This window comes from Nocardia abscessus NBRC 100374 (genome assembly GCF_000308455.1).
Taxonomy (GTDB): Bacteria; Actinomycetota; Actinomycetes; order Mycobacteriales; family Mycobacteriaceae; genus Nocardia; species Nocardia abscessus.
Window position 1 is genome coordinate 44,187 of the sequence record NZ_BAFP01000270.1, and the last position, 20,830, is coordinate 65,016.

17 protein-coding genes and 1 pseudogene are annotated in these 20,830 nt (G+C 69.4%); 12 read left to right on the forward strand and 6 right to left on the reverse strand.

Going from position 1 to position 20,830, the window contains the following annotated elements:
- Window positions 1–11 precede the first annotated feature (11 nt).
- The 9 genes from ON19_RS34895 to ON19_RS34935 all read left to right on the forward strand — a co-directional run bounded on the left by ON19_RS34895 (window position 12) and on the right by ON19_RS34935 (window position 9,853).
- The gene (locus tag ON19_RS34895; protein ID WP_043702937.1) at window positions 12–2,306 is read left to right on the forward strand and encodes a molybdopterin-dependent oxidoreductase; all 2,295 of its coding nucleotides are present in this window, start codon (window positions 12–14) and stop codon (window positions 2,304–2,306) included.
- A gap of 115 nt (window positions 2,307–2,421) precedes the next feature.
- Window positions 2,422–3,489 carry a LysR family transcriptional regulator gene (locus tag ON19_RS34900; RefSeq protein WP_063709534.1) on the forward strand — a complete coding sequence of 356 codons (1,068 nt, stop codon included), beginning with the start codon at window positions 2,422–2,424 and terminating at the stop codon, window positions 3,487–3,489.
- The gene (gene lexA, locus ON19_RS34905) at window positions 3,486–4,148 is read left to right on the forward strand and encodes a transcriptional repressor LexA (RefSeq protein ID WP_043702939.1); all 663 of its coding nucleotides are present in this window, start codon (window positions 3,486–3,488) and stop codon (window positions 4,146–4,148) included. Before ON19_RS34900 ends, lexA begins: the two co-directional genes overlap by 4 nt.
- Before the next feature lie 70 nt (window positions 4,149–4,218).
- Entirely contained in the window at window positions 4,219–5,190 is a 972-nt protein-coding gene (locus ON19_RS34910; protein WP_083899858.1) for an NAD-dependent protein deacetylase, read from the forward strand.
- A gap of 146 nt (window positions 5,191–5,336) precedes the next feature.
- The gene (locus ON19_RS34915) at window positions 5,337–6,179 is read left to right on the forward strand and encodes an ABC transporter permease (RefSeq protein WP_043702942.1); all 843 of its coding nucleotides are present in this window, start codon (window positions 5,337–5,339) and stop codon (window positions 6,177–6,179) included.
- Entirely contained in the window at window positions 6,180–6,911 is a 732-nt protein-coding gene (locus tag ON19_RS34920; protein WP_043702944.1) for an ABC transporter ATP-binding protein, read from the forward strand. It abuts the gene before it with no gap.
- Window positions 6,904–8,493, forward strand: coding sequence for an FAD-dependent oxidoreductase (locus ON19_RS34925; protein ID WP_043702946.1), 1,590 nt, complete (start codon window positions 6,904–6,906; stop codon window positions 8,491–8,493). The genes ON19_RS34920 and ON19_RS34925 overlap by 8 nt, the downstream gene beginning before the upstream one ends.
- Window positions 8,493–8,870, forward strand: coding sequence for a 4Fe-4S dicluster domain-containing protein (locus ON19_RS34930; protein WP_051169624.1), 378 nt, complete (start codon window positions 8,493–8,495; stop codon window positions 8,868–8,870). Before ON19_RS34925 ends, ON19_RS34930 begins: the two co-directional genes overlap by 1 nt.
- On the forward strand, window positions 8,852–9,853 hold the full coding sequence (locus ON19_RS34935; RefSeq protein ID WP_051169614.1) for an ABC transporter substrate-binding protein: 1,002 nt from the start codon (window positions 8,852–8,854) through the stop codon (window positions 9,851–9,853). The genes ON19_RS34930 and ON19_RS34935 overlap by 19 nt, the downstream gene beginning before the upstream one ends.
- Window positions 9,854–9,870: 17 nt before the next feature.
- Here the strand turns inward: ON19_RS34935 and ON19_RS34940 are convergent, their stop codons facing one another.
- Entirely contained in the window at window positions 9,871–10,734 is an 864-nt protein-coding gene (locus tag ON19_RS34940) for an aminoglycoside 6-adenylyltransferase (RefSeq protein WP_051169615.1), read from the reverse strand.
- A gap of 84 nt (window positions 10,735–10,818) precedes the next feature.
- On the opposite strand from ON19_RS34940, the gene ON19_RS34945 reads away from it, so the two are divergent.
- Complete coding sequence (locus ON19_RS34945; RefSeq protein WP_306307075.1) at window positions 10,819–11,643, forward strand: 2-phosphosulfolactate phosphatase; 825 nt, start codon at window positions 10,819–10,821, stop codon at window positions 11,641–11,643.
- 18 nt (window positions 11,644–11,661) lie between these two features.
- Here the strand turns inward: ON19_RS34945 and ON19_RS34950 are convergent, their stop codons facing one another.
- The 5 genes and pseudogenes from ON19_RS34950 to thrS form a co-directional block, all read right to left on the reverse strand.
- Complete coding sequence (locus ON19_RS34950; RefSeq protein WP_043702950.1) at window positions 11,662–12,279, reverse strand: TetR/AcrR family transcriptional regulator; 618 nt, start codon at window positions 12,277–12,279, stop codon at window positions 11,662–11,664.
- An 83-nt stretch (window positions 12,280–12,362) separates the two neighbouring features.
- The gene (locus ON19_RS34955) at window positions 12,363–13,880 is read right to left on the reverse strand and encodes a flavin-containing monooxygenase (RefSeq protein WP_043702952.1); all 1,518 of its coding nucleotides are present in this window, start codon (window positions 13,878–13,880) and stop codon (window positions 12,363–12,365) included.
- Entirely contained in the window at window positions 13,877–14,734 is an 858-nt protein-coding gene (locus ON19_RS34960; RefSeq protein ID WP_043702954.1) for an SDR family NAD(P)-dependent oxidoreductase, read from the reverse strand. The genes ON19_RS34955 and ON19_RS34960 overlap by 4 nt, the downstream gene beginning before the upstream one ends.
- A gap of 48 nt (window positions 14,735–14,782) precedes the next feature.
- Complete coding sequence (locus ON19_RS34965) at window positions 14,783–16,126, reverse strand: cytochrome P450 (protein WP_043702956.1); 1,344 nt, start codon at window positions 16,124–16,126, stop codon at window positions 14,783–14,785.
- A 73-nt stretch (window positions 16,127–16,199) separates the two neighbouring features.
- A pseudogene (gene thrS / locus ON19_RS34970) lies at window positions 16,200–17,441 on the reverse strand (threonine--tRNA ligase); the annotation flags it as partial.
- A gap of 283 nt (window positions 17,442–17,724) precedes the next feature.
- On the opposite strand from thrS, the gene ON19_RS34975 reads away from it, so the two are divergent.
- Together ON19_RS34975 and ON19_RS34980 are read left to right on the forward strand one after the other, a co-directional pair.
- The gene (locus tag ON19_RS34975) at window positions 17,725–19,017 is read left to right on the forward strand and encodes an ABC transporter substrate-binding protein (protein WP_043702961.1); all 1,293 of its coding nucleotides are present in this window, start codon (window positions 17,725–17,727) and stop codon (window positions 19,015–19,017) included.
- Complete coding sequence (locus tag ON19_RS34980) at window positions 19,014–20,828, forward strand: ABC transporter permease family protein (protein ID WP_043702963.1); 1,815 nt, start codon at window positions 19,014–19,016, stop codon at window positions 20,826–20,828. Before ON19_RS34975 ends, ON19_RS34980 begins: the two co-directional genes overlap by 4 nt.
- Window positions 20,829–20,830: the final 2 nt, after the last annotated feature.

The following is a 20,830-nucleotide window of genomic DNA, read 5'->3' on the forward strand; positions in this document are numbered from 1 at the left end:
ACGGTGGGCAGGTGACCACGCATCTGACTCACTGGGGTGCCTTCGAGGCGGACAGCGACGGCGAACGGCTCACGGAGGTCCGGCCGTGGCGTGGTGATCCGGAGCCGACGCCGCTGATCGACAACGTGGCTTCAGCGCAGCATCATCCGACTCGGATCGACCAGCCGTACGTTCGCCGGGGCTGGCTGGAGAACGGGCCGGGTCCCGGTCCGCGCGGGTCGGAATCCTTTGTCCCGGTGTCGTGGGAGCGGGCGTTGGACCTGCTGGCCGGCGAGCTCGGGCGGGTGTACCAGCAGTACGGTGCGGAGGCGGTCTACGGCGGCTCGTACGGCTGGGCCAGCGCGGGGCGCTTTCATCATGCGCAGAGTCAGCTGCACCGGTTCCTCAACAGTCTGGGCGGCTATGTCCGGCACGTGAACAGCTACAGTCTGGGCACGTCGACGGTGTTCTTGCCCTATGTCATCGGCGATATCGGCTGGGTGACGCAACAGGCGACGGCCAAGGCCGTGCTGGCCGAACATTCCGAGCTGGTGGTGGCCTTCGGTGGTCTGTCGCCGAAGAACGCGGCCGTGTCGCCGGGCGGTGTCTCGCGGCACAACACGCGCGGCTGGATCGCGGCGGCGCGGGCGCGGGGCTGCCGGTTCGTGTCGATCAGCCCGCTGCGCGACGACACCCCGTCCGAGGGTGACGCCGAGTGGATCGCCCCGTTGCCGGGAACCGATGTGGCGATGATGCTGGCGCTCGCGCAGGTGCTGGACGCGGAAGACTTGACGGACCAGGAGTTCCTGCGCGAGTGCACGGTCGGCTACGACCGCTTCGCGGCGTACCTGCGTGGCGCGGTGGACGGCGTCGCGAAGGATCCGGAGTGGGCGGCGGCGATCACCGGTGTGCCCGCGGGCCGTATCCGGGCGTTGGCGCGCGAGATGGCTGCCGCGCGGACGCTGGTGACGGTGAGCTGGTCGCTACAGCGTGCGCAGCATGGTGAGCAGCCGTTGTGGGCGGGTGTGGCGCTCGCGGCGATGCTGGGGCAGATCGGGCTTCCCGGTGGCGGGTTCGGGCACGGCTACGGGTCGGCGGCGAGCGTAGGGGAACCGGCGCGTGTGCCGGTGCCGCGACTTCCGCAGGGGCGCAATGGCGTCGACGTCTTCATACCGGTCGCGCGGATCGCGGATATGCTGCTGAATCCCGGTGTGGCCTATCGGTACAACGGCCGGGAACTGGTGTATCCGGATGTGCGGTTGGTGTATTGGTGCGGCGGAAGTCCGTTCCATCACCACCAGGATCTGGCTCGTTTGCGTGCGGCGTTCGCGCGTCCGGACACGGTCGTGGTGCACGATGCGTTCTGGACGGCTACCGCGCGGCACGCCGATATCGTGCTGCCGTCGACGATGTCCATCGAGCGTGACGACTACGGCGTGGGTGAGGGCGACAGTGTGTTCTTTCCCATGAAGGCGCTGACACGCCCGCGTGCGCAGGCTCGCGACGACTATTCGATTTTCGCGGCGGCAGCCGATCGGCTCGGTGTCGGTACCGAGTTCACCGAGGGACGCTCCGCCGGTGAGTGGCTGCGGCATCTGTACGAGCAGTGGTGCGTCACGCAGTTACGTGCGGGCCATGAGCTGCCGGATTTCGACACGTTCTGGGCGGGCGAGAGCCTAGAGCTCCCGGTGCCCGACCCGCGGCAGGTGCTGGCCGCGGATTTCCGGGCCGCCCCGGACCGGTACCCGCTCACCACGCCCAGCGGGAAGATCGAGATCTTCTCCGGGACCATCGCCGGTTTCGGATACACCGATTGTCCGGGGCATCCGGTGTGGTTGGAGCCGGAGGAGTGGCTCGGTGGCCCGGCAGCCGAGCGGTACCCGTTGCAGTTGGTGGCGAATCAGCCGCGGACCAAGCTGCACAGCCAACTCGATGTGGGGGCGTTCAGCCGGTCGGTCAAGATCCAGGGACGGGAGCCGATTCGCATGCATCCTTCGGATGCCGCGGCCCGTGGTCTGCGTGCCGGTGCGATTGTGCGGGTGTTCAACGAGCGGGGTAGTTGTCTGGCCGGACTGGTGGTGGACGACGGTGTGCGGGTCGGTGTCGCGCAGCTGTCCACCGGGGCGTGGTACGACCCCGACCCGGCCGATCCGACGTTCTGCCGTCACGGCAATCCGAACGTGCTCATCGCCGACCGTCCCTCCTCCACGCTCAGTCAGGGCTGCGCCGGGCAACTCACGCTGGTGGAGGTCGAGCGCTATGCGGGTCCGCTCACAGAGGTGGACGTGATCCGCCCGCCCCGGACAGCGGATGCGCCCGAACCGTAGGCGCCGTTCACCGCGGTTGCCGTTGGTCGGCCAGCTCGGGACCTACCGATCGGCTGAACATCGAACGGTTGTAGGTTGAACCCTGCCCGATCGCGATTTCTGGTTCATATGAGCAGTGCAGATCGCCGAGGTCGAACAAGGGCACGGCAATATAAACAACGTTTGGTTGTCGACGGAGGTCTCTGTGGAGCTGGATCTCGCGGCGTTGCGCGCGTTCGTCGCGGTGGTGGAGGAGGAGCAGTTCGGCCATGCCGCGGCCGTGCTGGGGATCAGTCAGCAGGCGGTGTCCAAGCGCATCGCGAAGCTCGAATCGCAGCTCGGGGCAGAACTTCTCGACCGCGGGCCCGGCAGCAGTGTGCCGACCGGCGCCGGTAGTCGGTTGCTGCCGCATGCGCGGTCGCTGCTCGCGGGCGCGGAGGCCGCGGTGCGGGCGGTGCGCGCGGAGGTGCGGCCGTTGCGGGTGGCGGTGCTGGGCAAACGTATGGCCGCGACCGAGTTGATGGAGTTCTATCTCGCGCGTCATCCGCGCTGCGACACCGAGGTGGTGATCTCGAATATGATCACGACCTCGCGGGAGGCGTTGCGCAGCGGCATCGTCGACGCGGCCCTCGCTCGCGCGTACGGCGGCCCGGTGACGTTGCCCGATGACATCGTTGCCGCTCCGGCGTATCTGGAGCCGTTGTATCTCTTGGTGGGCAAGGATCATCCGTTCGCGGGACGGTCGACGATCGCGTTGCGGGAGATCGCCGGGCAGCCGGTGTGGGTGCCGGGGGCGGCCGTGCCGTCGGAGTGGGCGGACTTCTATCGGGATCTCAGCGCGTTCAGCGGGATTCCCGTCGACACCACCGGCCCGTTGGTGAATCTGGCGGAGATCGTCGAACGCATCGCGCATTCGTCGTCGCTGACGACCTTCACCGGAGACGGGGGCCGGACGCCGTGGCATCCGAACGTGCGGCGCTTGATGATCGTCGATCCCACACCGGCCTATCCGCTGGCGCTGCTGTGGTCGGCGAGTAACCGGCATCCGGGACTGCGGCATCTGATCGCGCACGTCGCCGACAACTACAACCGGGACACCGCCGCCGCCTGCTGGGTTCCCGAACGCGATCGGGAGTTGTTCGCGGTGCCGGGTGCCGCGCCCGGTCCGGATCGTCCGCCCGTGCCTCTACCATTCCCCAGGTGACCGGATACGACCCGCTCGACGCGTTCGAGCACCTCGACACCTCGACGTTGCCGCCGCGACAGCAGCGGATTCTCGCCACTATTCGGGACTGGGTTCTCCGGCACGGGTATCCGCCGAACACGCGCGAGATCGGTGACGCGGTGGGTCTGCGGTCGGCGTCGTCGGTGTCCAAGCATTTGAAGAGCCTGGAAGAGCGCGGTTTTCTGCGGCGCAGCCGCACGGTGTCGCGTCCGATCGACGTGCGGATGTTCCTGCAGCCGCCCGCGCGGCGGGAGATTGCGGACGACGCGGTGGCGGTGCCGGTGGTCGGCGATATCGCCGCGGGCGCTCCGATCCTGGCCGAGGAGCATGCCGAGGACACGATGACGTTGCCGCGTGAGCTGGTCGGGCGGGGCACGGTGTTCGGGCTGCGGGTGCGTGGCGATTCGATGATCGAGGCGGCCATCTGCGACGGCGACATCGTGGTGGTACGCAAGCAGCACGAGGCGCATTCGGGCGAGATCGTGGCGGCGATGATCGACGGGGAGGCGACGGTGAAGGTGTACCGGCGGCGCAACGGTCATGTGTTTCTGGAGCCGCGCAACCCGGCCTACGAGGTGATCGACGGCGACGAAGCGATCGTGCTCGGCAAGGTCGTGTCGGTGATGCGGCGGGTCTGACCTGGGTGAACTCTCGGGGCGCGGAGTGCCCGGCGCGGCCTCCCGCGGTGAGCGCCGTACCCTGAACACCATGTCGGACGTCGCGCGGACGCCTCCCGGGGCCGGGTTCGAGCAGCTGGTGCGTTTGCTCACCGGCCGCCGGGTCGTCGCGCTGACCGGTGCCGGGATCTCGACCGACAGCGGGATCCCGGACTATCGCGGTCCGTCCTCGCCGCCGCGCAACCCGATGACCTATCAGCAGTTCGTCGGCGATCCGGTGTTCCGGCAGCGGTACTGGGCGCGTAATCACGTCGGCTGGCGGCGCATGGACGGGTCGCGCCCCAATCCCGGGCATCGCGCGCTGGCGCGGCTGGAGCGCATGGGCGTGGTCACCGGGCTGATCACCCAGAACGTGGACCTGCTGCACACCAAGGCGGGGCATCGGCGGGTGATCGACCTGCACGGCACCTACGCGCGGGTGCGCTGCCTGGGCTGTGCGGCCTTGGTCTCGCGGATGTCGCTCGCCGACCGGCTGGAGGCGGTCAATCCGGGCTTCGCGGCGGCCGCGACCACCAATGGGCTGGAGGTCGCGCCCGACGCCGACGCGGTGGTCACCGACACCGGCGGGTTCCGGATGGTCGACTGCGTGCGCTGCGGTGGCTTGCTGAAACCGGACATCGTGTATTTCGGGGAGAACGTGCCCAAGGAGCGGGTCGCGGCGGCCTACGAGCTCGTCGACGCGGCGGACGCGCTGCTGGTCGCCGGGTCGTCGCTGACCGTGATGTCCGGGTTGCGATTCGTGCGTCACGCCGCGAAACGCGGCCGTCCCGTGGTCATTGTCAATCGCGGCCGCACTCGCGGTGACGAGCTGGCCGCGCTGACGCTGGACGCGGGGTGCTCGACCGTCCTGCCCGCCCTCGTCGCGCGGCTCGATGAGACTCGTATTCCGGCAACGGCTCCGGGCCGCGAAGTCGGGATGGCCGAATCCGCTCGGCGCGACGTGCTCGACCGGGACGACCCGCTGGGCAAAATCCGAGCCCGGGCAGCGACTCCGCTCGCGTAGACCCGCGTTTTTCCTGATGGGAGCGGTGACGAGCACAGGGGCGGTGCCGCGCACGGGTTCAGGATCGTGCTGATCGCAATCATTCTGTGAACCGGTCGCGCGCCTTACTGTTCCGGACAGTACTTCTCGTGTGAGGACCGTGTCCGATGACGTTGCAGTTGGATCCGACCACATCTGCGCCCCCTTCCCCTCCGGCCGAGGCGACCGCCGAGAGCCCGGCTCCGTTCACTCGCAGGCTGTTCGGCCTGGCCCGGGCATCCTCCGGACTGATTGTGGCGGTGATCATCTGGCAGCTGGGCGCCCGGTCCTGGCTCGGCACGACCACGCCCGCGCCGACGGAGGTGCTCGAGGCCGGGTGGGAGCTGATCCGCTCGGGTGAGCTGTGGCAGCATCTGGCCGCCTCCGGGCGGCGGGTGGCGGTCGGGCTGACGATCGGCATCGGCATCGGCCTGGTGTGTGGCGTGGCGGCCGGTTTGTTCCGGATCGCCGAGGATCTGGTGAACGGCCCGCTGCAGGCGTTGCGGATGCTGCCGACGCTGGCGTTGGTGCCGGTGTTCATCATCTGGTTCGGCATCGGTGATTCGTTCAAGATCGCGCTGATCATCGTCGCGCCCATCTTCCCGATCTACCTGAACGTGCTGGCCGGTATCCGTGGCGTGGACCGGCGTCTGGTGGAGGCGGCGGAATCCTTGGGACTCAACCGGTTCGAGCTGACCACGAAGATCATCCTGCCCGGCGCGTTGCCGCAGATCTTCGTCGGATTGCGGCAGGCGCTGGGCATCGGCTGGCTCACCTTGGTCGTCGCGGAGATGCAGACGACGCCGGTCGGTCTCGGCTTCTTGATGAACGATGCCAAGGAGTTCCTGCGGACCGACCAGATCTTCCTGGTTCTGGTGATCTACGCGGTCCTGGGTTTGCTCACCGATCTGTTCGTGCGCGTGCTGGAACATCGTTTCCTGTCCTGGCGCACCGGATACGAGGGGAAGTAGATGACCGCCACCATCGGGACCGGTGTCCGTATCCGCGCAGCGGCGCGCGCCTTCGGCGGCCGCACGATACTGCGCGAGGTCCACCTGGATATCGCGCCGGGTGAATTCGTGGCGCTGCTCGGCGCCAGTGGCTCCGGCAAGAGCACGCTGCTGCGTGGGATCGGCGGCCTGGATCGCGGGTTCAGCGGATCGTTCGAGGTGCCAGGGTCGAAGGCGATCGTGTTCCAGGAGCACCGGCTCATTCCCTGGATCACTGTGTGGCGCAATGTGGTTCTCGGTGTCGACGGCGCCGGCAAGGCGCGTGCGCTGACGGCGCTGGCGGAAGTGGGACTCACCTCGAAGGCGGATGCGTGGCCCGCGACGCTGTCCGGCGGTGAGGCCCAGCGTGTGGCCTTGGCCAGGGCGCTGGTGCGCAATCCGGAACTGTTGCTGCTCGACGAGCCGTTCGGCGCCCTCGACGCGCTGACCCGCTTGAAGGTGCAGGCTCTGGTGGCTCGCCTGTGGACGCTGCACCGGCAGTCGGTGCTGCTGGTGACCCACGACGTGGAAGAGGCGCTGCTGCTGGCCGACCGCGCGCTGGTGCTGCGCGACGGCCGCATCGCCGAATCTTTCGACATCACCGTCGCCCGCCCGCGTTCGGTGGTCGATCCCGAATTCTCCGCACTCCGCCGCCGGCTGCTGCTCGCACTCGGCGTGAATCCCGAGGCACCGACAGGAGCAGAGTATGAGTGAACCGTTGCAGATCAGCACGGATGTCTTGGTGATCGGCGGCGGGCCTGCCGCCTGCTGGGCCGCGATCCATGCCCGTGCGGCCGGCGCGGAGGTGACGCTGGTGGACAAAGGCTACTGCGGGACCAGCGGCGCTACCGCCCCCTCGGGTACCGGCGTGTGGTACATCGCGCCGGAGGCGAACGCGCGGGCGAACGCGAAGGCCAGCCGGGAGGCGCTCGGCGGGCATCTGGCCGACCACTACTGGATGGACCGGGTGCTCGATCAGACCTACGCCAACATGAATCGGCTCGCGGTCGAGGGACGGTACCCGTTTCCCGTGGATCCCGGCACCGGTGAGCCGATCCGCACCGGCCTGCAGGGCCCGGAGTACATGCGCCGGATGCGGGTGTGGGTGAAGCGGATCGGGGTGCGCATCCTCGACCACTCGCCCGCGCTGGAATTGCTGGTCGACGACGACGGTGTCGTGCGCGGCGCCGCGGGCTACCAGCGCCAGGCCGACCGGGATTACCGTGTCGTGGCCGGCGCGGTGGTTCTGGCGACGGGTGGCTGCGCGTTCCTGTCCCGGGCGCTCGGTACCAACGTCGACACCGGTGACGGTGCGCTGATGGCGGCCGAGGTGGGCGCTCGCTTCTCGGGTATGGAGTTCTCCAACGCGTACGCGATCGTGCCGAAGGGCTCGACTGTCACCAAGACCGCCTACTACGGTTACGCGACCTTCTTCCACGAGGACGGGCGGGTGCTCGAGGGCGCGGGCTCGACCAAGGGTCGTTCGGTGATCGCGCGGACGCTGTTGCGGGAGAGGGTGTTCGCGCAGCTCGATCGGGCTGACGCGACTGTTCAGGCGCAGATGCGGCTGGGGCAGCCGAATTTCTTCCTGCAGTTCGACCGGCGCGGCATCGACCCGTTCACCGACCGGTTCCAGGTGGACCTGCTGGCCGAGGGCACCGTGCGCGGCACCGGCGGTATCGACGTCGTGGACGACGACTGCGCCACCACGGTCCCGGGCCTGTACGCGGCGGGTGACGCGGCGACCAGGGAGCGGATCTGCGGCGGCTTCACCGGTGGCGGCAGCCACAATTCGGCGTGGGCGATGTCGTCGGGCAGTTGGGCCGGTCGCGGCGCGGCGGTGTTCGCGTTGCGTTCGGCGCGTGCCGCGAGTTCGGCTCTGCGCGGCGCAGGCCGCACCGGGTTGCGGCCGGAGAACGCCGAGTCGGTGCAGGCCGGGGACGTGGTCGAAGCCGCGCAGCACGAGCTGATTCCGTTCGAAAAGAATTACCTGCGCCATGGCGACCGGATCCGGCCTGCCCTGGCGCGGCTGGACAGTGTGTGGGAGGACGCCACTCGCGGCCTGGGTGGCGGCACCGGGGAGGAGCGCGTGCGGGCCAGGCAGGCCGCCGCGATCACCGCTGTGGGCCGCCTGATGTACCGCTCGACACTGGTTCGCACCGAGACGCGAGGGATGAGCAAACGCGCCGATCATCCGGATCTGGACCCGCGGCAGCACCACCACATCCTCTCCGGTGGGCTGGACGAAGTGTGGACGGCGACGTCCGCGGTGGCCGGGACGCGGGCGGTGGCGTGATGATCGAAATCCTGCGCGCGGGCGACTGCATCGCCTGCGACAAGTGCGTGGACGTGTGCCCCACGAACGTCTTCGACCGTACCGAGAGCGGCATCCCGGTCATCGCGCGGCAGTCCGACTGCCAGACCTGCTTCATGTGCGAGGCGTATTGCCCCACGGACGCGCTGTACGTCGACCCGGAGTCGACTCCGCTGGCCGATCACGACGCGGTGTGCGACGACCATATCGGCCGGTACCGCAAGGAGATCGGCTGGGGTCGCGGCCGCAAGCCCGGCAGTCTCGTCGCGGTGGGGCCGCGTCTTCCGCACGGCGCTGCGCCGCCGCGGCTTTCCGAACTGTGCAACAACGAAAGCGAATCATGCTCACTCTCAGGCTGATCGTGCCTGCCGTCGTGTCCGCTCTGCTGCTGGCTGTCACCGGCTGCGGGTCGGACGATGCGGGCTCGGCGTCTCGCGCCGAGATCAAGACACTCCGGATCGGCACCATCGGCACCGGCAACGTGCTGACGGGTCCGGTCGGCTTCGCCCATCAGCGTGGCGCCCTGCTGCCCGCGCTGAAGCCGCTGGGGGTCGACGACATCGAGGTCTACAGCTTCCCCAACGGCCCGGACCTGAACCAGGCGCTGGTCGGTGGCCGCCTCGACGTCGCCACCTACGGTGATACGCCCGCCCTGGTCGCGCGGGGCAGCGGGTTGAAGACGCGGTTGCTGGCCATCGCGGCGGTCGACTACAACGCCGGTGTGGTGGCCAAGGATCCGGCGATCCGGACGTTGAAGGATCTGGCGGGCAAGAAGGTGGGTGTGCAGTCCGGTTCGTACATCGATCGCTATCTGCAGGGTGCGTTGAAAGCGGAGGGAATTCAGGCCCAGCTGGTTCATCTGCTCGCCACCGACGCGGAAGCCCCGCTCAACGGTGGTGATATCGCGGCGGTCGCGCTGCCGGATGTGAACCCGTCGTCGTTCTTCCGATCGTTCCTGGCCAAGGGTTTCCACCAGGTCGACTCGATTCACGACAATCATCCCGATCTCGCGGGGACCAGTTCCTCGGTGAGCAGCCAGGAGTTCCTCGACAGCCATCCCGATTTCGGGGGTGCGTGGCAGTCGGTCCTCGTGGCGGCCAACCGGTACGCGAAAGAGCATTGGGACGACTACGTGAACTACGAGGTTTCGCAGTCGAAGTCGCCGGAAGCGGCGGTGCGTGCCACAGCGCGTCCGCAGTACATTCCCGACGAGGCCTTCGCGCCGATCGGCATCCGGTTGCTGACGGGAACCAAGCAGTTCCTGGTGGAGCAGAAGAAGATCCGGGAGGACTTCAGCCTGGAGGAGTGGTTCTACCGGCCGGATCGGCCGAAACAGGGCTGAACCAGGCGGGCGTGTCGTCAGTCGCCGGTGGAAGTATTTGGCGGTGTGGCCGCGGCGATCCGTTCGGTGTGGGCGAGCACACGCTCGCGCAAATCCAGTGCCGGATGGTTCCATGCGCGGCACACGTCGGCGGTGAGCTGTGCGAACGTGTCCGCCATGGCACGGACTGCCGCGAGGATCTCCTCGCCGGTGTAGCGGGGGAAGAAGGCGGGCGGATCGCCGTGGAAGCGGGGATCGAGCCACTCGTGGAGGTGATGGCCGTTGTGCCAGTGGTCGACGCGGCCGCCGGAGCGGGCCGTGGTGTGCCATTCGGCCATCGTCAGCAGCAGCTCGCGCAGCTCGGCGACGCGCAGCATCGCAGGCCACAAATCGTCGCGCGCGACGTAGATGGGGATCTGCGTGGCCTCGAACCAGAACTCGCGCTGGGTGGCTTCGATTTCGGCGGCGGTGGGCCGGGCGGGGGTGTGGCTGCCGGTGGCGGGCGGCAGCGCGGTGGTGCTGCCGTCCTTGTCCAGCAGCACGCGGTAGCGGCGCTGATACAGCTCGTCCAGACCGTCGGCGATCAGGTCGTCGAGTCGGCCGGGACCGGCCAGGGTGAAGTCGATCTTGCGGCCTTCGGCAAGGACCACCAGGCAGGTCGGCCAGTGCGGTTCGTCGTTGTCCAGGTGAATGTTGACCAGTACCGGGCCGATCGCGCGCAACCAGTCGTCGGCGCCGACGAATTCACCGGTGCCGGGGCCGATGAGTTCGATGTCGAGATCGGAGAACTCGTCGACCCGGGTTCCGCGCGCCCGCGATCCGGTCTGGATCACCGCCGAGATACCGGGGTGCGCGGCGGCGAACTCGATGATCCGGTCGACGACGAGGTCGGCGTCCTCCATGCGTTCGGTTCCCTTCGATGGAGCGTGTCCGGTGTGACCGTCATCCTTCCCATCGGGTCGCCGGGGACGCCATAGATTTTCCAGATGATCGGAGCGCCCGATTCCAGCGCGTTCCGGCCGGTTGTGGGAGGCAAGTGCATGCAGGAGATCGCCGAGTGGGCGCGGCAGCGGCCGTGGGGTGTGGGGCTGGAGTGGGGCTCGGCGGGTGCGATGGCGCTCGGGCCGGGCAGCGCGTGCGTGGTCGTGGTCGACGTCTTGTCGTTCACGACGTCGGTATCGGTTGCTGTCGAAGCCGGGACACGCGTGCTGCCCTACCCGTGGCGGGACGGCGGGGCCGCGGAGTTCGCGGCACGCCGCGACGCCGCGCTGGCGGTGGGGCGGCGCGCTGTCTCCGAGCGGCAGCCGTGGTCGCTGTCTCCGGCGGCGTTGCGGGCCGCGCCGGTCGCGGCGCGGCTCGTGCTGCCCTCGCCGAATGGTTCGGCCATCGCCGCGGCTGTCAGCGGGGTGCCCGTGGTCGCGGCGTGCCTGCGCAACGCGAGCGCGGTCGCCCGCTGGATCGTGGCGCAGGGGTGGGGCACCGTCCAGCGGCCGGTCGCGGTGATCGCCGCGGGCGAGCATTGGCCCGGACGCGAGGTACTGCGGCCCGCCGTCGAGGATTGGCTCGGTGCGGGGGCTGTCGCCGCAGCACTGGCGCGCAACGGGGCCGGGCCGCTGTCGCCGGAGGCCCGTGCCGCCTCGGCGACGCAGCAGGGGATCACCGACGTCGCGACGCTGATCCGCGATTGCGCTTCCGGCCGGGAACTGGCCGACGGCGGGTTCGTGCAGGATGTCGCGGTGGCCACGGAACTCGACGTGAGTTCGGTGGTGCCGGTGCTGACCGAGGGAGCGTTCGCCGACGCCGCCGGATGATCGTGCGCGCCACGCCACCTAGACGTGCGGGCCGACCAGCGCGATCGCGGATTCGACCGCCACGTCGACGATGCTCGTGATGTCCTCGCCGTCTTCCACGGTGGTGGCGATGAGTTCCCGGAAGCCGCCGAACAGGATCGTCGCCACCTGGCGCGACGGCGGACGCAGTCCGGCAGCGGCGAATTCCGTGGTGTCGGCGAGCTTCTGGATCAGCGCGACGAACGCCTCGCCTGCCTCGCGCTGCAACTGGCGCGCGTCCTCACCGAGGGCGGGCACGACGCGGATCCAGCTGAGGGTGATGGACAGATCGTCCTGTGACGTGCGGATCCAGGCCTCGATGGCTTGGCGCACCTGGGTGCGCCACGGCATGTGCGGGTCGACCGCGGCATCGATCTGCTGGATCGTCTCCTTGTTCCGCTCGGTCAGCAGGGCGATGAAGCAGTCCTGTTTGCTGGTGAAGTGCTCGTAGAAGGTGCGCCGGGAGGTGCGGGCGTGGCGGACCACGTCGGCGACGGTCGAGTCCTGGTAACCGCGTTCGCGCACCGCGACGGCCATGCCGTCGAGGAGGCGACGGCGAAACCCCGAATCCGGGCCGTCGTCGGCGGAGCTGCGGGGTACGGGCTCGGCGCGTGTCACGAGAATCAGGTTAGTTACTCCGGTCGGCTCCTCGCGTCCCGCCCGAATCCCGCACCCGCACGCGGCCCCGCGCAGGAGCGATGTCACGCCGTGACCTGCTCGGAATCGTGTCCCGGTGCGGCGCGCCCGCTGCCGGTGGCATCGGCGGACGGGGCGCCTCGGCGGGTGAAGCGGATGGTGCCGTCATCGATGCGGCCGTAGCGCAGCGCGATCACGTCGTGGCCGTAGCTCATCCCCAGCCGCCACGGGGCCCGGGAACCCGCCTTGGGGAATCGGTCGATGTCGCGCAGCACGTAACCGGCCTGGAAGTCCAGCAGCGGCGCGGGTGACACGGCGGGGTCGGGCCACGGCGTGGTTTGCTGGTAGCCGCCTGCGTCCATGTGGCGCAGCAGGCGGCAGACGAATTCGCTGACCAGGTCGGCTTTCAGCGTCCAGGACGCGTTGGTGTAGCCGATGGTGAAAGCGAAGTTCGGCACTCCGCTCAGCATCATTCCCTTGTAGGCCATGGTGTCGGGCAGCGCGACCTCCCGCCCGTCGACGGTGAGCCGGATACCGCCGAGTGCGAGCAGACGCAGCCCGGTCGCGGTGACGACCACGTCGGCCTCGAGCTCGCGTCCGGACGCCAGGCGCAATCCGGCCGGGGTGAATCTGTCGACGTGGTCGGTGACCACGGTGGCGCGGCCGTCGCGGATCGCGCGGAACAGGTCGCCGTCCGGTACCAGGCACAGCCGTTGATCCCACGGCTGGTAGACCGGTTTGAAATGGGTGTCGACGTCGTAGCCGTCGGGCAGTTGCCTGATGGTCAGGTCGCGGATGAATTTCCGCATCCGTTGGGGCCGTCGTCTGCTGAATTGGTAGATGAGGGTGCTGATCAGCACGTTCTTCCAGCGAACGATCGCGTATGCCCGCCGTGGTCCCAGTAGTCGCCGCAGCCGGTTCGCGACCGTGTCCTCGGCGGGGACGGGGAAGATGTAGGTCGGTGATCGCTGCAGCATGGTCACTTGTGCGGCGGTCTCGGCCATGGCCGGGACCAGGGTCACCGCGGTGGCGCCGCTGCCGATGACGACCACCCGTTTGCCCGTGTAGTCCAGCTCTTCGGGCCAGTGCTGCGGATGCACCAGGTGGCCGCCGTATTCGCCGAGTCCGGCGAATTCCGGCGTGTAGCCCTCGTCGTAGCGGTAGTAGCCGCTGCACACGAGCAGGAAATCGCAGGTGATCTCGCGGGTGGCGCCGTCGTGTTCGACGAGCACGGTCCAGCGTGATTCGCTGCTGGACCACGACGCCGCTGTCACCCGATGCCCGTACCGGATGAATCGGTCGATTCCGGCGTCGGTGGCCGTGTCGTGGATGTAGCGCAGGATCGCGGGACCGTCGGCGATAGCTCGTGCCTGGGTCCACGGGCGGAATCGGTAACCGAGGGTGTGCATGTCGGAGTCGGAGCGGACGCCGGGGTAGCGGAACAGATCCCAGGTGCCGCCGAGAGCGTCGCGTGCCTCGAGGATCGCGTAGGTGCGGTGGGGGAATGCCGCCTGCAGGTGGTGGGCCGCGCCGATGCCGGACAGCCCGGCTCCGACGATCAGGACGTCGAGGTGTTCGCTCATGCTCGCGCTCCCGTCGTGTCGCGGGTGCGCAGGCTGCGTTCCAGCAGCGCGACCACGCCGTAGTAGTGGGTGGGCGTCACCCGGGCCAAGAGGTCGAACAGGTAGGCGTCGGGTCCGACCAGGATGCGGGACTTGCCGTGTTCGACGCCGCGGCAGATGATTTCGGCCGCTTTCTGCGGCGTGGTCAGGGTCACCGCCTCGAATTCCGCCGCCATCTGCTCGTGCGTGCGCCCCCGGCCCTCGGGGTCCTTGCGGACGCGGGCGTTGCGGGCGATGTTGGTCCTGATGCCGCCGGGGTGGACGTTGACCGCGGACACCCCGGTGCCGCGCAGTTCCTGCCGGAGCGCGTCGGTGAACCCGCGGACGGCGAATTTCGCCGCGCAGTAGGCGCTCTGGTTGGGCATGCCGAGCAGCCCGAACACACTCGAGGTGTTGACCACGACGCCGTGATCCTGCTCGACCAGGATGGGCAGGAAGGCGCGGGTGCCGTTGACGACGCCGTCGAAATTGATCCGCCGCAGCCATTCGTCGTCTTCGGGGACCGCGTCGAGCACCGAGGAGGACGTCGCGACGCCTGCGTTGTTGAACACCGCCGCCAGCGGCGCGGTCAGCCAGTCGCGGACTTCGTCGGCGAAGGCGAGCTGGTCGGCGGCGTCTCGCACGTCCAGGACGCGGGTGAGCACCGGGCCGGTCAGCGCGGCCGCCGTCTCCTTCAACCCGACCTGGTCGATATCGGCGATCGCGACGGGCGAGCCGCGGCGGGACAACAATTGGGCGAGGCTGCGGCCGATTCCGGAGGCCGCGCCGGTGATCATGACCGGGCGGCCGGACAGCGGCCTACGGGCGCGGGGCATCGGTGCTCCTGTTTTCGGACGTGCGGATGGGTTCGGCGAACTTCTGGCTCACGCAGTCACCTCGGCGGCGCGGTGCAGGGTGGGCGCGCTGTCTCGTGGCGCGCGGCGACGCACCACGGCGCGGCCTTTCTTCGCCGGGACGAGGGCGACGCCGCGGAAGTGTGCGCGTTCGTCGTGGGCGTCGGTCGGTTCGAGGGTGAAGTCGCGCAGCAGGGTGCGCAGGACGACGTTCATCTCCATCGTGGCGAACGCGGCGCCGATGCACCGGCGGCTGCCACCGCCGAACGGGATCCAGCTGAACGTGCCGGGCCGGACACCGACGAATCGATCGGGGTCGAAAACGCGGGCGTTCGGGAACAGGTCCTCGTTGTCGTGCATCAGGCGGATGCTGACGACGATCTTCTGCCCCTTCGGCAACGTCCACCGGCCCAGCCGCAGTGATTCCGCCCGGACCTGACGGGCCGTCGCGTCGATGACCGGCCGCACCCGCTGCACCTCCAGCAACGTCGCCTCGCGCAGCTGCGATCCGCCGGCGTCGGCTTCGGCGACCAAGCGGCGCAGCACTTCCGGGTGCCTGCGCAGTCGCTCGATCGTCCACGACAGGGTTGTCGCCGTCGTCTCGTGCCCGGCGGTGAGCAGGGTCAGCAGTTCGTCGGCGATCTCCCCGCGCGACATCGCCGAGCCGTCGTCGTAGCGGGCTTGCAGCAGCATCGCCAGCACGTCCTCGCGCTCGTCGATCCGGCCGTCGGCCGCGCGGTCGATGAGCCGGCCGACGATGTCGTCGTAGCGGCGGCGGTAGGCCGCGAACCGGGCCCACGGGCCGAATCGGCCCAGCGCCCGTTTCGGTACCGGAATCGCGGCGAGTGCCGATCCGATCAGGACCAGTTTGGGCAGCAGCTCGCGCAACTGCTCGAACTCGGTGCCCTCGGCGCCGAACACCGCGCGCAGGATCACGTTCAGCGTGATCCGCATCATCGAGTCCATCGTGGCGAACTCCTGCCCCGAGGGCCACGTCGCCATCTCGCGGACCGTTTCCTCCTCGACCAGCGATTCGTACACGGTCAACCGGCGGCCGTGGAACGGTGGGGTCAGCAGTTTGCGCTGCTTGCGGTGTTCGGCGCCGGTCAGCGCGAACAGCGACCCCGGCCCGAGGAATTCGCCGAGGTTGACGTCGATGTTGTCGACGACATCGGTCCCCGCGGTGAACAGCGCTTTGATCTCGGCGGGGTCGGCGAGCACGACCGACCGTCCGAATCTGGGCATCTGGATGGTGAAGGCCGAGCCGTAGCGGTCGTGCATACGCCGCCACGTGCGGGTGCGGCCGGTCAGGATCTGCAGGTTCTGCACGATCGGCGGGGTGGATGGACCGTCGGGCAGTCGCACAGCGGGCATTCGCCCACCTCCTCGCGTGGTACTTCGATGTACCACTCGTACGGTACGCTCACGTACCACGGTGTGACAAGGGTTACACCGATCCCACTTCGCCCGCGGCATCCCACAGTTCGCCGCTGTAGGCGGCGAGAAGATTCCCGATGCGGCCGAGTGCCTCGGCGGCGGGCAGCGGGTCGAGCCGGCGGCCGTCGCGCAGCCGCAGCGCCACACCGTCGGCGGCGGCCTCCTCGGCTCCGATGACCGCCTGATACGGCACCAGGCGGTGGTCGCGAATGCGTGCCCCGAGGCTGCCGCGATCCGGTGGCGAGACCACTACGCGCAGCCCGAGATCGCGGCAGCGCCGCTCGAACTCCGCGGCCGCCGCCCCCTGGGCATCGGTCACCGGCAGCACGGCCAGCTGGATCGGCGCCAGCCATGCCGGGAAGCGGCCGCCGTGACATTCGATCAGGTGGGCCACGGCTCGCTCGACGCTGCCGACGATGCTGCGGTGCACCATGACCGGCCGGTGCGCGGCGCCGTCGGCTCCGGTGTAGTGCAGGTCGAACCGCTCGGGCTGATGGAAATCGACCTGCACGGTGGACAGCGTGGACTCCCGTCCCGCGCTGTCGCGGACCTGCACGTCGATCTTCGGGCCGTAGAACGCCGCTTCGCCCTCCACTGCCTCGTAGGCCAGGCCCGAGTCGTCCAGCACCTCGGTGAGCACCGCGATCGAGCGCTCCCACAAGCCCGGTGCGGCAACGTATTTCCCACCCGGCCCGGGCAAGGACAGCCGGTAGCGGGCCGCGCGGATACCCAGCGCGGCGTAGGCGTCACCGATCATGGACAGCGCCGCGGCGACCTCGGCGGTGACCTGATCGAGGGTGCAGAAGATGTGCGCGTCGTTGAGCTGGATCGCGCGCACCCGGGTCAATCCGCCCAGCACGCCCGAGAGTTCGGAGCGGTACATGCCGCCCAATTCGGCGATCCGCAGCGGCAGCTCGCGATAACTGTGCGGGCGGGAGCGGAACAGCAGCGCGTGGTGCGGGCACAGACTCGGGCGCAACACCATCTGCTCGCCGCCGCAGTCCATCGGCGGGAACATGTCGTCGCGGTAATGCTGCCAGTGCCCGGAGATTTCGTAGAGCTCGCGCTTGCCGAGCACCGGCGAATACACATGACGGTAGCCCGCGCGGCGTTCGGCGGCGCGGATGTAGTCCTCCAGCGCCTGGCGCACGGCCGCGCCGTCGGGCAGCCAGAACGGTAGACCCGCGCCGATCAGCGGGTCGGTGTCGAACAGGTTCAGCGCACGGCCGAGGGCGTGATGGTCGGGCATGGTGGTCTCCTCGTGAACAGCGGGCGAGTGACCACAAGACGAAGCCCCGGGGCACTCGCCCCGGGGCTTCGATGAAAGCGTCGATCAGCGCGCCGGGACGGATTCCGGCGTCGTCGTCACAGCAGCGCGCTTCACGCCGGGGACGATAGCAGACGCGGCAGCCGCGGCGCACGGGGAATTTCGGCGGGCGGCGGCGAACCGGTCGCGAAGATCGCCGAGTGCCCACCAGCGCGACGGATTTGACGCATAATCGAGTTCGATTGGCACGCAAAGGCATCGGGGGTCGATGGGGACGCGCAGAGCGGTGCTGCAAGCGGGTGTGGTCCTCCCGCTGACTGCCGCGTGCGCGCCGGAGCTGCTGCTGGGCAGCTCGGAGGCGGTGCGCGTCGGCGTGTCCTGGAGCGGATCGGAACTGGCCACCTTCCACGCCGTACTGGACGGATTGGATGTAGCCTTCGACGTCGAAGTGATCCCCCTCGGGGACAACACCGACACCGCCTTCACCGCGGGTGGCCGGTCCGCCCCGGACGTGGTGTTGCTGCCACAGGCGGGGCGGGTGCGGGAGCTGGCCCGGCGCGGCGAACTGCGGCCGATCCCCGAGACGGTGTGGACCGATGGACACGGTGCCCGCTACGCCCAGCACTGGCAACTGTTGCTGCGCCACGAGGGCCGCGCGTTCGGCGTGCCGTTCAAAGCCGCCGACAAGTCGCTGGTGTGGTTCGACCGTCAGCAGTTCGCCACCTACGGTTTGGGCGATCCGACGGGATGGACCCTGCCCGACTGGGTGGACCGGATGGAGGTCCTCGCACAGTCCCCGATTCGCCTGCTCGCCCTGGCCGCGGCCGACGGATGGGTGCTGACCGACTTCTTCGAAAACGTCCTGCTCGCCGAATCGCCGAGATTCTACGACGACTTGGCGTCGAAAAACCGGCGAGAATGGGACAACCCGGCAGTGCGGGCCGCCCTGAAACATCTGGGCATTCTGTGGGGGCATCGGCACGCGTTCCCCGGAGGCGTCGGAGTCGCGTTGACCCGGCAGTTCTCCGACTCCGTGCGGGATGTGTTCCAGCATCGCCGCGCCGCGGCCGTCGTCGCCCCCGATTTCGCGGAACCGATCGTGCGCAGCGGGGTACGCGCGTCCGGTCGCCAGGTCCGCGACGTCGTCGGTGTGGTGCCCTTCCCCGCGGTCACCCCCGCGTCGGGGCGGCCGAAGATCGTCGGTGGTGACGTGCTCGTAGTGACCCACGAAGCGAACCGTCGCGCGGAAGACCTGGTCGCGAAACTGGCCGGTGCCCGCGCCCCGCTGCCCTGGATCGAGCGCTACGGCGGCTTCCTCGCCCCGAACCTGCGCACCGAGGCGGAGTACTCACCGCTGCTGGCGTCCTCGGCGCGTGAACTGAACGCACGCAGCGCCTTCGACCTGTCCGACCGGATCGGCGCCGTGGGCGGACGGGCCGGATTGTGGCGGTCGCTGACCGAGTTCCTGATCGCCATCGGCGACGGCGCGCCGACACCGGTGGCCGAGGCCACCGACCGCGCTATCGCCGCGCTGGACGACTTCGAGCGGCGGCGCCGATGACGCTGCCGCCGGATTTCGAAGTCAACGGGCTGCGCATCGAGCTGGCCACCCGCCGCATGCGCGGACCGTTGGTCCCCGGCGGCAGGCCGCGGCGCTGGCTCGGCCGGCTCACCGGACTGCCCGCGGCGGTGCTGACGGTAGCCCTGCTGGTCCTGCCCGCCGCGTGGACCGTGGTCATCGCCACCCGGGCTCGCCCGGCGGAGGTGCTCGCGTGCGCGATCCTCGCGGTGAGCGCGCTACTGCCGGTCGTGCTGCGCAGAAGGGCCGCGCGGCCAGTGAGACGAATCCCGCTCTGGCTGACGGCGATCGGTGGTGCGGCCGGTGGACTATGGCTGCTGGCCGCCACGATGAGCCCCGACGGAAGAGGCGCGTACCTGCGCACACTGTTGTGGGTCGGGTTCGCCGTCGGGCTCCTGCTGCTGGCGTTGGCGATCGCCTGGTGGGGGCGTGCGGCGCGCTGGCTATGGCTTCCGCTGATCGTGCCCTTCGGAGTGTCGGCGTTCGTGTCCGGCGTGGCGTTCCGGGTGATCTTCGGTTCCGGCGCACGATGGCTGGGCATCGAGGACGCCGGGATCTACCGATGGTGGCTCGCGGCGATGCTGGGGTCGGCGTTCCTGTGGACCTGGCTGGGCTTTCTCACCGCGCTGTTCCGGGCCGGAATCCATGCGATAGAAGCCGACCCGGCGCGCGCGGGATACCTGTATCGCGACGACGGCAGGCCGCTGGCGTTGCGGCTGTACGAGTTGCTGCGGCCGGTGCTGCTGATCGCCGGGCTCGCGGTGGGGGTCGCGGCCGCGCGTGTCTTCGACGTCGTGCTGATCGGGGTCCCCGGGGCACTGGAATACCAGGTGGACAGCGCCACCGTGCACTGGTGGCGCCTGTCCGCCGACACCGACTCCGGCGCCGCGGCGGCCTACGCGCTACCGCTGGCGGTGCTCGTGGGCGCGGTCGCCTGGCTCCTGCAGGTGGACGTGCGCAGACATCGCGCGAGCTGGTCCGCGGTGCGCGCGATGACGGTGCCGGGGCGGCGGCGCATCGGCGCGGTGCGGGCGGCGGGCATCGGGCTGGTTTCGGTGCTGGCGCTGTTCCCGATCGGCGTGCTCGCCTACACCGGCGTGCGCGGACACGACGGATTCGGATTCTCGGCCGTCGCTCTGGTGTGGGGCGACGACGGACTGTGGCGTTCGCTGCAGACCACCGCGTGGGTCGCGGGGATCGTGACGGTGGTCGTGGTGACCGCGGCGGCTCCGGTGGCCTACCGGCTGGCCGCGCTGCGCCCCGACGGCACCGCCGCGCGAGTGGCCGTTGTGGCGCTGGTGGTGCTGGCCGTGATCCCGGCGCAGACCTACCTCGGGCCGATCGATGGTCTCGTCGATACCTACGAACTGTCGGGGACGCGGATTCCGCTGATCCTCGTGCACGCCGCCGCCGGTTTGCCGATCGCCATCCTCGTGCTGCGCGGCGCGATGCTCGCCCCGCCGGGCAGCGGCGCGGCCGACGCCCTGCACGGCCTGGCCAGTCCAGGCACCATCGCACGGCGATTGCTGGCGACCTCAGGGCCCGCGCTGGGAGCGGTGGCGGTGCTCGAATTCGTCCAGGTGTGGAACGATTTCTTCATCGGGCTCGTCGTCAGCGGGGCAGGAGCCAGCCCGTGGTCGCTGCTGCTGTGGGGTGAGGCGCGGCAGTTCGGTGAGAACGCCGCACAAGTGGCCGCCGGATCGCTGGTCTCGGCTGTGCTACCGGTGGCGCTGCTGCTGGTGACCTGGCGGCGCTGGGTGGTGCCGGGACTGACCGGGGGAGTGCTGCGATGAGG